This is a genomic window from Deinococcus sp. (assembly GCF_030523985.1).
GTDB lineage: Bacteria > Deinococcota > Deinococci > Deinococcales > Deinococcaceae > Deinococcus.
In genome coordinates, this window is the sequence record NZ_JAUNHK010000007.1 from 5,156 (window position 1) to 16,891 (window position 11,736).

General features: G+C 67.9%; 11 protein-coding genes. 3 read left to right on the forward strand and 8 right to left on the reverse strand.

Features of this window, described 5'->3' with window-relative positions:
• Positions 1–4: 4 nt before the first annotated feature.
• Positions 5–157, reverse strand: a complete 153-nt coding sequence (locus tag Q4C89_RS02240) for an isochorismatase family protein (RefSeq protein ID WP_303100983.1) — start codon at positions 155–157, stop codon at positions 5–7.
• A 93-nt stretch (positions 158–250) separates the two neighbouring features.
• Positions 251–1,834, reverse strand: coding sequence for an APC family permease (locus Q4C89_RS02245; protein ID WP_303100984.1), 1,584 nt, complete (start codon positions 1,832–1,834; stop codon positions 251–253).
• A 274-nt stretch (positions 1,835–2,108) separates the two neighbouring features.
• On the opposite strand from Q4C89_RS02245, the gene Q4C89_RS02250 reads away from it, so the two are divergent.
• Positions 2,109–2,957, forward strand: coding sequence for an SDR family oxidoreductase (locus Q4C89_RS02250; protein ID WP_303100985.1), 849 nt, complete (start codon positions 2,109–2,111; stop codon positions 2,955–2,957).
• A 61-nt stretch (positions 2,958–3,018) separates the two neighbouring features.
• Positions 3,019–3,927, forward strand: a complete 909-nt coding sequence (locus Q4C89_RS02255) for a glutaminyl-peptide cyclotransferase (RefSeq protein WP_303100986.1) — start codon at positions 3,019–3,021, stop codon at positions 3,925–3,927.
• Here Q4C89_RS02255 and tmk read toward each other — a convergent pair.
• The 3 genes from tmk to Q4C89_RS02270 are packed head-to-tail and all read right to left on the reverse strand — an operon-like array spanning position 3,924 to position 5,741.
• Entirely contained in the window at positions 3,924–4,538 is a 615-nt protein-coding gene (tmk, locus tag Q4C89_RS02260; RefSeq protein ID WP_303100987.1) for a dTMP kinase, read from the reverse strand. The two genes, Q4C89_RS02255 and tmk, sit on opposite strands and share 4 nt — an antisense overlap.
• Before the next feature lie 2 nt (positions 4,539–4,540).
• Positions 4,541–5,329: a Nif3-like dinuclear metal center hexameric protein gene (locus Q4C89_RS02265; RefSeq protein WP_303100988.1), complete on the reverse strand. Its 789-nt coding sequence runs from the start codon at positions 5,327–5,329 to the stop codon at positions 4,541–4,543.
• A gap of 25 nt (positions 5,330–5,354) precedes the next feature.
• Positions 5,355–5,741, reverse strand: a complete 387-nt coding sequence (locus tag Q4C89_RS02270) for a VOC family protein (protein ID WP_303100989.1) — start codon at positions 5,739–5,741, stop codon at positions 5,355–5,357.
• Positions 5,742–5,814: 73 nt separating this feature from the next.
• Between Q4C89_RS02270 and Q4C89_RS02275 the strand changes: the two genes are divergently transcribed.
• The gene (locus tag Q4C89_RS02275) at positions 5,815–8,073 is read left to right on the forward strand and encodes an MMPL family transporter (protein WP_303100990.1); all 2,259 of its coding nucleotides are present in this window, start codon (positions 5,815–5,817) and stop codon (positions 8,071–8,073) included.
• 30 nt (positions 8,074–8,103) lie between these two features.
• Here Q4C89_RS02275 and Q4C89_RS02280 read toward each other — a convergent pair whose 3' ends face one another.
• From Q4C89_RS02280 to Q4C89_RS02290, 3 genes are all read right to left on the reverse strand, one after another.
• Positions 8,104–9,495 (reverse strand): MATE family efflux transporter, encoded by a 1,392-nt coding sequence (locus Q4C89_RS02280; protein ID WP_303100991.1) that lies wholly within the window; start codon positions 9,493–9,495, stop codon positions 8,104–8,106.
• A 50-nt stretch (positions 9,496–9,545) separates the two neighbouring features.
• The gene (locus Q4C89_RS02285; protein WP_303100992.1) at positions 9,546–10,220 is read right to left on the reverse strand and encodes a DUF2270 domain-containing protein; all 675 of its coding nucleotides are present in this window, start codon (positions 10,218–10,220) and stop codon (positions 9,546–9,548) included.
• 288 nt (positions 10,221–10,508) lie between these two features.
• Positions 10,509–11,726, reverse strand: coding sequence for a lipid-A-disaccharide synthase-related protein (locus Q4C89_RS02290; protein WP_303100993.1), 1,218 nt, complete (start codon positions 11,724–11,726; stop codon positions 10,509–10,511).
• Between the last annotated feature and the right edge of the window lie 10 nt (positions 11,727–11,736).

Genomic DNA, 11,736 nt, shown 5'->3' on the forward strand with positions numbered 1-11,736 from the left:
TGCCTTACTTGCCTGAATGCTGCACCCAGACCACGCTCTGGCCCTCGGCGCGGGCCTGGGCTACGGCGGCGAGAATATTCCCTGTGACTTCGTGGAGGCGGTAAGCGCCGTCTACCACGCCGTTTTGCATGTCAATAACCAGCAGAGCTTGAGACATGAACCATAGTAACGAAAAAGAGGCCGGAGCCACCGCCCCAGCCTCCCCTTTTAGCGTTCTGCCACCAGCCAGCGGCCTTCGGCATCCTGACCGTCAGTCCTCCGGCGACACTTCCCGAATGGCCTGTGCGTCCCCACTGCGAATCCCCCAGAAGTAGAAGGCCAGGGCCAACGCCGCCACCAGAACCATGTCTACCCCATAGGTCAGCACGCCGCGCCCACCGAATTGTTTGCTGCCCAGGTACGACACCAGCGTCAGCACCAGCAGGTAGGCGGGCAGCCACAGGCCGCTGCGGAGGTGCAGCGCCGTGCCTTCCCAGCCGCGCCGCGCCTGCACCACGGCGTAGATGGGCAGGCCCAGCAGCACCAGCAACATGATCTGACCGTTCAGGGGCCAGCGGCTCCAGTACACCAGCAGACTGGCAAACACGAAGGCCAGCGGAGCGAGCACGTTCAGGCCCGCCAGACGCAGCGGGCGGCGCAGGTCGGGAGCGGTGCGGCGCAGGCTGACCACGCTGATAGGTCCGGTCAGAAACCCGACCACGCAGGTCACGCTGACCACCGCTGCCAGCGCTTCCCAGTTGGGAAACAGGTACAGGGCGGCGAGGCTGAGCAGCAGGTTGACGATGAGGGCGTGACGCGGCACGCCGAGGGTGGGGTGCAGTCGCCCGAGCCACGCGGGCATGTGACCGCTGCGGGCCAGGGCTTCGAGCGCCCGCGAGGTGGTCGCCGCGTAGGTGATGCCCGTTCCCGAAGGACTGATGACCGCGTCGGCGTAGAGCGTGAGCGCCAGCCAGTTCAGACCCAGGGCCGCCGCCAGTTCGGCAAAGGGCGACTCGAATTTCAGGCCCGCCCAGCCGCCTGCCTGAAGCTGCTCTGGCGTCACGGCACCCAGAAAGGCCACCTGAAGCAGGATGTAGACCACACCCGCCATCAGAATGCCGCCCACCACCGCGAACGGCACGCTGCGCCCCGGACGCTGCGCCTCGCCCGCCAGATTGATGGGGGCCTGAAAACCGTTGAAGCTGAACACGATGCCGCTGGTCGCCACCCCGGTAAACACGGCGGCCCAGCCGTAGGGCGCGAAGCCGCCACTCGCCGCGTCGGTGAAGTTCTGGGGGTGAAAGCCGTAGACCATCAGGAAAATGGCGGTCAGCAGCGGCACGACCAGTTTGAACACCGTGATGGCGGTGTTGCTTTTGGCAAAGAGGGCCACCGTCCAGAAGTTGAGGAGGGTGTAGACCAGCATGAACAGCGTGGCGGCCAGCAGACCCGCCGCAGTGAGGGTGCCGTCTTGCACCAGTCCCTGCGCCCAGCCGAAATTCCAGCCCGCCATGTACTGCACGCTGGCGACCGCCTCGATGGGCGGAATGGCGAGCATGCTCAGCCAGTTGGACCAGCTCGCCAGCACCCCGGCGAAAGGGCCGTGCGAATACTGGGCGTAGCGGCCCATGCCGCCCGATTCGGGGAACATGGCCCCCAGTTCGGTGTAGGTCAGGGCAATCGCCATCATCATGATCATGCCGATGACCCAGGCGAGAATGGCGGCAGGCCCGGCGATTTTGGCGGTATTGAAGGCCCCGAACAGCCAGCCCGAGCCGATGATCGACCCCAGGCAGGTCATCAGGAGAGCCAGCGGCGTGATACTGCGCCGCGCTCCTGTTACGCTTTTGGTCATGGTTGTGTCTCCCTGGTGGCGGTGCGTTGAAGCCTACGCCGCAAAACGGCTCAGGGTGTAAGATTTTTCGCAGCCGCGAACCCGAATAGGTATAGAGCAGTTGGCCCGCCCCCGAAAGGAATGTATAGGTCACGGCTGGACGCCGGGTCAGACCCTTTCCGGTCATTGACTGCGGCGATGCGGCTAGACCCCGCTCCCCTGAACGGGTATAAGAAGTGACCGAACCTTTCGACTTTTCTCTTTGTTTCTCCTTTCTCTCCCGAGGTGACCCGCCATGACGCAGCCTGCCGACCCATCCACCACTTTTCGCCCCGACCTGCTGGCGGGCAAACACGCCCTGATTACCGGGGGCGGCAGCGGCATCAACCTCGGCATTGCCCAGAGTTTCGCGGCGCACGGCTGCGCGGTGACCATCCTGGGCCGCAATCTGGAAAAGGCGCAGCGGGCTGCCGACGGCATCAAGGCGAGTGGGGGCCGGGCGCTGGGCGTCAGTGCCGACGTGCGCGACTTTGCCGCGATGGAAGCGGCGGTGGCGCAGGCCGTCGCTGAATTCGGCGACTTCGACATTGTGCTGGCGGGCGCGGCGGGCAACTTCCCGGCCCCGGTAGACGGCATTTCGCCCAACGGCTTCAAGACCGTGGTGGAGATTGACCTGCTGGGCACCTACCACACCGTCAAGGCGGCGGCCCCCCACCTCAAGCAGCCCGGCGGCACGGTCCTGAGCATCAGCGCCTATGGGGTGCCCGTGCCCATGCAGGCGCACGTGGTCGCCGCCAAAGCGGGCGTGGACGCCCTGACCCGGACGCTGGCGGTGGAATGGGGCACGCGCGGCATTCGCGTTAACGCCATCATCCCCGGCCCGATTGACGGCACCGAGGGCATGGCGCGACTCGCCCCCGACGAGAAAAGCCGCCAGCGCGTGGAAAAATCCGTGCCGCTGGGCCGCATGGGTGTGCCGCAGGACATCGCCAACGCCGCGCTGTTTCTGGTGTCGGACGCCGCGAGCTATGTCACGGGCGTGATTTTGCCGGTCGACGGCGGCCAGAACATGCTCGGCGGTGCGCCGCAGTACCAGACCTATCTGGCGATGCAGGCCGAGCAGCACAAGCCGAGCGCTGAATAACCCACGCCGAATAACCCACATTCCGACGCGCCGGGGGCCACACTGTCCTAGCATGGGCGGTATGCGCCCCCTCGCCGTTGCCTTTCCACTCACCCTTCTCGCTGCGGCGACCCTGCTCACGGTCGCGCCGGCCCAAACCCCCACGTCCGTGGCGGCTCCCTCCACCCCCTCCAAGCCCGGTGGAGCTGCGGCGGCGACCCCCGCCCGGACTCCGGTGCTGCGCCCGGTGGTGGTGACGCGCTACCCGCATGACCCGCGGGCCTTTACCCAGGGTCTGCAATACCTCGGTGACGGCAAATATCTGGAAAGTACCGGGCAGGTGGGCGAATCGGGGGTGCGGATTTCCGAACTCAAGACGGCGAAAGTCCTGCGGCAAACCGCCACGCCGCTGGGTCAGGCCTTTGGAGAAGGAGCGGCGGCGCTGGGCAACACCGTCTACCACATCACCTGGCAGGATGGCACCGCCTTCAGCTTCGATCAGCGCACCCTGAAGGAAACCGGGCGCTACAGCTACCAGGGCGAGGGCTGGGGCCTGACCCACGACGGCAAGAGCCTCATCATGAGTAGCGGCAGCGCGGCCTTGATGTGGCGTGACCCCAGGACGTTCAAGGTGGAGCGCAGCGTGCAGGTGACCGACAGGGGCCAAGCGGTCACCAACCTCAACGAACTCGAATACGTGCAGGGTTACGTCTACGCCAACATCTGGCTGACCGACAAAATTGCCCGCATTCACCCCAAGACGGGCAAGGTGCTGGCCTGGATCGACGTGTCGGCCCTGACCCGTGAAGTCAGCACCACCGCCGCCAAGCAGGGGCAAGCGCTCACCTTCGACGATGTCGCCAACGGCATCGCTTTCGTGCCGGAACGCGGCACCCTGCTGCTGACCGGCAAACGCTGGCCCACCGTCTTCGAAGTCAAGGTGCCGGGGCTGGGCCTCCGGGCAGAAACGGCAGCGGCGGGCAGGAACTAGAGCTTGCTCTCCACCGCTGCCCAGAGTTGCGCTTCGACCGCGTCGGCACTCTGCGCGGCGTCCAGTACGGCAAAACGCTGGGCTTCGGCCTGGGCCAGTTCCAGAAAGCCTGCCCGCACCCGCTGGTGAAAGGCGAGGTCGGCCTGTTCCAATCGGTCGGCCTGCCCGCGCTGCGCGGCGCGTGCCAACCCCACCGCCGGGTCGAGGTCGAGCAGCAGCGTGAGGTCGGGGGTCAGGCCACCCGTCACCTCGCGGGTCAGGTCGCGCAGCAGTGCCAATGGCAGCCCCCGTCCAGCGCCCTGGTACGCCAGCGAGGAGTCGAAGTAGCGGTCACACAGCACCACGTCGCCACGTTCCAGCGCGGGCCGCAGCACGTCCTGCACCAGTTGGGCGCGGCTGGCGGAGTACAGCAAAAACTCGCTGAGTGGCCCCATCTCCAGCGTGGGGTCGAGCACCACTTCGCGCACCCGCATTCCCAGCGGCGTGCCGCCCGGCTCACGGGTGACGGTCACGCAGCGGCCCGTCCCCCGCAGCCTCGCTTCCAGGCGGGCGAGTTGGGTGGTCTTACCCGCGCCCTCCGGCCCTTCCAGGGTGATGAACAGGCCAGTCATGCTCAGAGGCCAGTCGGGAAGTTGAGGAACTGCCAGGGCAGCCCAAATTCTTCTTCGATGCGGGCGGCCAGAGCGCGAACGCCGAACACTTCTGTCTCGTAGTGTCCCGCAAAAATCACGTTGATGCCGTACTCGAACGAGTCGTAAAAATGCTTGTGTTCGGGTTCGCCCGTCAGCAGGGTGTCCAGGCCCAGCGCGGCGGCTTCGGCAATCGCGCCCGCCCCGCTGCCCGAAGTCACGCCGACGCGGTGGACGTTGGGCGAGCCGCCGCCGTGAACGAGGCAGATTTCGCCCGTCAGTTTCTGGATGCGGTCGGCGAATTCCTGCAAGCCTTGTTCGCGCGGCAGTTTGCCCGCCAGCCCGATTTTGTGGCCCTGCCAGTCGCCGAAGGGTTCCAGGTCGCTCAGGCTCAGGGCGCGGGCGATCATCGCGTTGTTGCCGACTTCGGGGTGGGCGTCGAGCGGAATGTGGGCGGCGTAGAGGTTCAGGTCGGCCTGAATCGCGGTGCGCACGCGGTCATGGTGCGGCCCGGTAATCGCCAGCGGCTTGCCCCAGAACAGCCCGTGATGGACCAGCAGCAGGTCGGCCCCGGCTTCGGCGGCGGCCTGCAGCGTGCGGACACTGGTGTCCACGGTGGCGGCGACGCGCCTGACCTTCTCGGCCCCCTGAATCTGCAGGCCGTTGAGCGACGGGTCGGGGTAGGCGTCAATTCGCAGATAATCGTCGAGCCAGCGCACCAGCACGTCGCGGTCCAGGCCGCCTTCGGGAAGGGTCGGGGGAAGCTTGGTCATGGGGGGCATTGTAGAGGGCAGGTCCTTACTCCACAGGCCGCGAGACGTGCGCCCCCTCGACGATTTCCAGACGCCCGCCCCAGGGGTCGCGCAAAAAGACACGGGGCACGCCCGCTTCCTCGTCGGGCTGGCAGGCGACGCCGTGCGCCCGCAACCTCTCCACCACCGCGTCCAAGTCGGCGCAGCGCAGCGCGAGGTGCCCCTTCTGGCGCGGCACGTAGTCGGCCACCACGCCGATATGTAGCTGGCGGTCATCGGGCAGGGCGAACCAGCAGCCGCCGTTTTTCTGGAGGGCGGCGGGCTTTTGCAGTTCGCTCAGCCCCAGCACGCCGCCGAAGAATTCACGGGCCGCCGCCTCACACCCCTGCGGGGCTTCGAGCAGCACATGGTCCAGGCCGGAAATCAGGATCATGGCCCCAGCATAGAGAGGGCGAGAACGTGGGCAGGTGCGGAAACGGCGTTTGCCACCGTGATCTACTTTCCCGGTGCAACGTCTTGCCCTGTTCGTTTCTCATCGTCCGTGGGCCGTGCTGCTGACCTGGCTGGTGGTGATGCTGGTCTGCCTGCCCTTCGCCGCCCGCGCTCCCCGCGCCCTGAGCGCCAACCCCGGCACGCTGACCAACTCCGAAAGCGCCCATGTGATGGAGATTCTCCGCGAGAAATTCGGGGAAAAGGACACCAACACCGCCCTGCTGCTCACCCGCAGTCAGCCGGGGCTGGGGACACCGCAGGGCGAGGCGACTTATCAGAAGTTCGTGGACGGGCTGCGCCAGATTGAGGGCGTGTCCCGCGTGCTGCCGGCCCAGGGCGAAGGCGCGGCACTCGCGGGCCTGACCCGCCGCACCGAGCAGAGTGGCAAGCAAGGCGACCATTCACAAGGCGACCTGGCGCTGACGGTGGCGCAGATTCCGCTGGAAGAAGGCGGCAAGGAAACGCTGGCCCGCATTCGCGCCTATGCCCGGCAGGTGGACTCGGCGGCACTGGACGTGCGGGTGACGGGCGGACAGGCGATTGCCGACGACTTCACCGAGTTTGCCGAGTCCGACACCAAACGCAGCGAACTGGTGGCCCTGCCGCTGATCGCCGTGCTGCTGCTGATGGTCTTCGGGGCGCTGGTGGCGACGGGCCTGCCGCTGGTGGTCGGCATGATGAGCATCAGCGTGGCGATGGCGGGCCTGTTCGGGCTGACCCGTGTCATGGAGGTCAGTTCGTTTGCCCAGAGCGTGGTGACCATGCTGGGCCTGGGCGCGGGTATCGACTACGCGCTGCTGATGGTCGGGCGCTTCCGCGAGGAACTCAGGAAATGCGCCACCCCGGCAGAGGCGGCGGCCCGCACCGTGCAGACTGCGGGCCGCAGCGTGCTGTTCAGCGGCGCGACGGTGGCGATCGCGATGGCGGGGCTGATGCTGCCGCCGCTGTCCTTCGTGCGCTCCATCGGCATCGGCGGAGTGCTGGCGGTGGTGCTCACCGTCCTGGCGAGCCTGACCGCGCTGCCCGCGCTGCTGTCTTTGCTGGGCGAACGGGTCAACGCGCCCAAAATCCTGCGTTCCAACTGGGCACAGTCCCCCGAAGCCTCACGCGGCTGGACGCAGTTTGCCCGCCGGGTCACGGCCCGCCCGCTGCCCGTCGTGCTGCTGAGTGCCGCCTTCTTGCTGCTGCTGTCCGTGCCTGCCCTGCGGATGAAAACGGGCTACGCGGGGGCGTGGGGACTGGTGCCGGGGGTGGAAAGCCGGGACGCCCTTGAAGACGTGCGGGCACTCGGGGCGGGCGGGCTGCTCAGCCAGTTCGAGGTGATTCTCGACCTGCAAGGCCAGCGCTACACGCCCGAAGGCAGCGACCAATTCCGGGCGGTGGTGGACGACCTGCGGGCGCTGCCCGGCGTGCAGACGGTGCTGAGTCCGTTCATCACCCCTGCCGACTTGCAGCGCACAGGGGCGAGCAACCGCGACCAGCTGGCGGCACTGGGCCTGCTCACCCAGCGGTCGTTCAGCCGGGACCGCCAGTACCTGCGCGTGACCGTCGTTCCCGACGACGCGCTGCGGGCCGACCTCGCCCCAGCCTTCGAGGGCCGCATCCGAGCGGTGCTGGACGCCAGCGGCTACCGCTACCTGCTCGGCGGCGCTCCGGTGGGAGGGCGCGAGTTCGGTGAGGCGATTACCCGCACGCTGCCCACCGTGGTGCTGGCGGTCTTTACAGGAACATTCCTGCTGCTGCTGGTCGCCTTCCGCTCCATCCTGATTCCGCTCAAAAGCATTCTGATGAACTCGCTGACCGTCGGGGCCGCCGCCGGGGTCGTGACCTGGGTGGTGCAAGAAGGGCACGGGGCCGAACTGCTGGGCATTCCCGGCTATTCGGGGGTGCTGGACTCGGTGCTGCCGGTGCTGCTGTTCGCCGTCATGTTCGGCCTCAGCATGGATTACGAAATCTTCCTGCTCTCGCGGGTGCAGGAGGAATACCACGCCGGGGCCAGCAACGACGAAGCGGTGGTGCGGGCCGTCGGCTACACCGCCCGCATCATCACCAGTGCCGCCGTCATCATGTTCATCGTGTTCACGGCCTTCATGTTCGGGCGTGTGGTCGCCACCAAGAGCGTGGGCCTGGGCCTGGCGGTGGCGGTGGTGCTGGACGCGACCCTGGTGCGGCTGGTACTGGTTCCGGCCTTCCTCAAACTGGCGGGCCGCTGGAACTGGTGGCTGCCCGCGTGGCTGGACAAGCAGCTGCCGCACATCCGGCTGGAACATTGACCTTTTTGAACCGGGGAGAAGGGACGAGGTTCAGCCTCCCCTGCTCCCCGACAGTTTCAGGAAGCGCCCGACCAGACCCAGCGCGGCGCAGGTGAGGCCCGCCGTGAGGCCGAACCACAGCCCGCGTGCGCCCAGGTGCAGCCCGAACGCCAGCCAGGAGCCGAGGCCCAGCCCGACCACCCAGTACGCCAGCAGCGACACGACCAGCGGAAAGCGGGTGTCCTGCAAGCCGCGCAGTGCTCCGTTGGCTGTGACCTGCAAGCCGTCCAGAAGCTGAAACAGCGCGGCAATGCCCAGAAATCCGGTGGCCGTTGCCAGCAGGCCCGCGTTGACCGGGTCATTCACATTGACGAAGACGCTGAACACGACGCGGGGGGCCAGCAGCTCGAAGGCGGCAAACCCCAGCATGACCGCCGACGACAGCCCCAGCCCGACCAGTCCGGCGCGGCGGGCGTGGGTCTGTCGCCCGGCCCCGGCTTCCTGCCCCACGCGCACCCCGGTCGCCGAAGCGATACCCAGCGGCACCATGAACAGCGCGGTGATGGCCTGCATGGTGACGTTGTGCGCCGCCAGCACCTCCGGGCCGAAGCGGGCCATCAGCAGGGTGGTCACGCTGAACATGCCCCCCTCGGCCCCCAGCGTCAGGCCGATGGGCCAGCCCAGGCGAAACAGGGCGCCGACTTCCTGGCGCAGTTGTGGAGAAGTGAGCGCGGCGGCCTGCCCAGCCCCGGCGCTCTCGTGGGCCTGTTTCCACAGCAGCGCCGCCATCAGCCACGCTGCCGAGGCGCTTGCCCCCGCTGCCCCCGCCAGCCCCAGACGCGGCAGCGGCCCCCACCCGAAGGCCAGCGCCGGAGCCGCCAGCGTCGCCCACGCCACGCCCGCCAGCGCAGTGAGCGTGACCGCCTGTGGCCTCCCCGTTCCTTCCAGCGTGCCGCGCAGCGCGACAAACGCGAGGTTGGGCAGCATCCCCAGCGAGTAGACGCGCAGGTAGGTGGCAATCAGCCCGGCGTCCACCCCCGCCGGGGCCAGCCGGGGCAGCAGGAGGGACAGCCCCCACATCACGGGCAGGGTCACGGCGGTCAGCAGGGTCGCCAGCAGCAGGCCGCCCCGCAGCGCCCGCACCACGCCGGGCCTGTCGCCCGCTCCGAAGGCCTGGGCCACACGCGGCGCCACCGAGAGCATGACCCCCACCGCCAGCATGTAGATCAGGTAATAGCTGGCGTTGGCGTAGGCGGCGGCGGCCAGTTCGCGCTCGCCCAGCCGCCCGATGACGGCGGTGGCAATCAGCGCCAGCGCGTTGGCGGCAAACTGCGACAGCACCACCGGCCCCGCCAGCCGCAGCAGGGCGCGAAGTTCGGCGGAGGTGGAAGGCGGCGCGGCAATCGTGGAAACGCTGGGAGTGGATGCGGGCGGCGTGGACATGGCGCTCAAACCTATCAGGCCAGGTTCAGCTCAGTCGTCATCCAGCAAGTTCAGTCCTCGCCCAGCGGATAGGTGCGTGCGGCCCGCAGCGCCAGCCAAATCAGGTAGGCGTAAAAGAGGAACACGCCCGTAAACACGATCCAACCGGGAAAACTGCCGATGTCCGCCAGGGCGAAGGCGTCGGGAAATTCGAGCAAAAAGCCCTTGGGCACGCTCAGGTCGAGTTTGGCGAACCAGGCCAGCAGCACCGCCGTGTAAATCCACAGGTAGTTGCGCCCCAGTCGCCAGCCCAGCGCGTCGTTGCGGGTCATGGGGCTGCGCGGCTTGCCCAGCTCTGCCAGCAGAAGCTGGTGCCAGTTGGCGTCCACCTGATCGCCCAGCATCGCCGGGTAAAAGAAGCGTTCCATGATTCGGACGCGGTGGTGGGCAATTTCGTAGGTGCGAAACCGCCGGGCTTCCAGGCGCAGAAAAAAGTAGTTCATGAACATGGCGAACAAAAAAGTGGCGTGGCTGTTGTTCACATCGCCCAGGGCAAAGCTGGCGAGGCCCGCCGTGGTGACCACCGACCAGTTGGTCGTCATGTCGAGGCGCTGGCGGTAGGCGGTCATCTTGCCGACCTCGGCGCGGTAGAGATGAATCAGGGCGTTGGCCTGGTTGGTCGAATAGCTGACCTCGGTCAGTTTGCCTTCCCTGACCGCGCCTTCTCCGCCACCCGCACCGGGCATCAGGCCCTTCCCTGTGTCATGTCAAACAGGGTAATGCCAATCGGCCCAAAAGACATGACACGGCTTCGAAAAATAGTTTGGGTATCCAAACTGTTTTTCCGAGCAGAGCGAACCGCGCAGGGCCGATGGAACCGCTTCGGAGGCCCGCTTTCAGCGCGGGGAGTGGAAGAAAAAACGGGGCTGGGCGTCGCGGACTTGCAAAGCTGCGAAGCAGAGCACATTCGGGCGCTTTCCTCGGATGTGCGGAGTAAAGCCCAGCCCCGTATGACTTGCCGCCCCCCACACCGGTTACGCCAGCCCCGCTGCCATTTCTTGCGCGATTTGCCCCAGCGCCCCCGCCGCCCCGATGCGCTCCTGACCGTCCCGGCTGGCCCGTTCGCGGCGGGGGCCGGAGAGCAGCGAGCGCACCGCCCGCACGACGGCGGCGACCTCCGGGGGGGTGAGGGTCAGCGCCGCGCCGAGCAGCCGCTGTTGCCGGGCGGCGAATCCGGCGACGTACTGCGGCCCGGCGGTGGGGAAGCCGACCACCGGAATCCCCAGCCCCGCCGCCTGTTCGTTGGCCGTACCTGCGGTGCCGAGCGCGACGCCACCCGACCGCGCCGCGTGCAGGATGGCCGAGAAGCTCCCGCGCAGCAGCGACACCTGCGCTTCTTCCCGGCTGACCAGCAGTAGCCCGCTGCCCTGCTCCGCCAGGGTCCAGCCGGGCAGAGGGGGCAACTCGGCCCAGTCGCGGGGCCAGGCCACGAACGCCTGAAGCTCGGGCAACTGCCGCGCCGCCTCCAGCATCAGGGGCAGCGAGGTCTGGGCGTCGCCGCGCTGACCGGGGAGCAGGGCCAGCACAGGCCGTTCGTCGCGCAGGGTCGACAGGTCGCGTTCGGGCGCAGGCAGCACGTCCATCGCAAAACTGCCCCGGTAGGCGGCATTCACGCCCCGGTGGGCCAGATACCGCGCCGAGGCCGCGTCACGGGTGTAGACCCGCCAGGCCCGGCGGCCCAGCGCGATTTCCCAGGGCATGAAGGCGTTGGCCCCCAGCGCGTTCAGCTCGCGCAGGTGCGCGGCGGGCGTCATTCCTTCGCCGTACAGCACCGACACCAGCGGTTGCACGTGTACCAGCGGCAGCCGTGCCGCCCCTGAACTCTGCCGCGCTGCCAGGGTGCCCACCGCCAGCGCGTAGGTGTCGCCCACCACCACGACCCGGCGCACATTCCGGCCCTGCGCCAAAGCCACCCGCCACTGCCCCAGCGAGGTGCCCACCAGCCCCGCCCCCAGGTCGGCCCGCAGGTTGTCCAGGCTGCCGAACGGAAATCCTCCCGAGGGCAGGTCGAGGAGCGGCCCGCCGACTTGCGCCACCCCGTCGTAGGCGCGGCCCTGCGCCACCAGCGGCAAGGCCAGGACGTGTTCCTGCGGGCGCACCTGCCGCCAGGCCCGAACCAGGGCGGCCCCAATCAGGTCTTCGGCGTGGCCGTTGGAGACGAACAGGGTGGTGGGCGCGACAGACACAGGCATGCCCCCGAAG

Excerpts from the sequence above, each read along its gene's own strand:
- Q4C89_RS02240 (WP_303100983.1), bottom strand. The coding sequence starts at position 157 with ATGTCTCAAGCTCTGCTGGTTATTGACATGCAAAACGGCGTGGTAGAC.
- Q4C89_RS02255 (WP_303100986.1), top strand. The coding sequence starts at position 3,019 with ATGCGCCCCCTCGCCGTTGCCTTTCCACTCACCCTTCTCGCTGCGGCG.
- Q4C89_RS02280 (WP_303100991.1), bottom strand. The coding sequence starts at position 9,495 with ATGTCCACGCCGCCCGCATCCACTCCCAGCGTTTCCACGATTGCCGCG.
- Q4C89_RS02270 (WP_303100989.1), bottom strand. The coding sequence starts at position 5,741 with ATGATCCTGATTTCCGGCCTGGACCATGTGCTGCTCGAAGCCCCGCAG.
- Q4C89_RS02290 (WP_303100993.1), bottom strand. The coding sequence starts at position 11,726 with ATGCCTGTGTCTGTCGCGCCCACCACCCTGTTCGTCTCCAACGGCCAC.
- Q4C89_RS02245 (WP_303100984.1), bottom strand. The coding sequence starts at position 1,834 with ATGACCAAAAGCGTAACAGGAGCGCGGCGCAGTATCACGCCGCTGGCT.
- Q4C89_RS02265 (WP_303100988.1), bottom strand. The coding sequence starts at position 5,329 with ATGACCAAGCTTCCCCCGACCCTTCCCGAAGGCGGCCTGGACCGCGAC.
- Q4C89_RS02250 (WP_303100985.1), top strand. The coding sequence starts at position 2,109 with ATGACGCAGCCTGCCGACCCATCCACCACTTTTCGCCCCGACCTGCTG.
- Q4C89_RS02285 (WP_303100992.1), bottom strand. The coding sequence starts at position 10,220 with ATGCCCGGTGCGGGTGGCGGAGAAGGCGCGGTCAGGGAAGGCAAACTG.
- tmk (WP_303100987.1), bottom strand. The coding sequence starts at position 4,538 with ATGACTGGCCTGTTCATCACCCTGGAAGGGCCGGAGGGCGCGGGTAAG.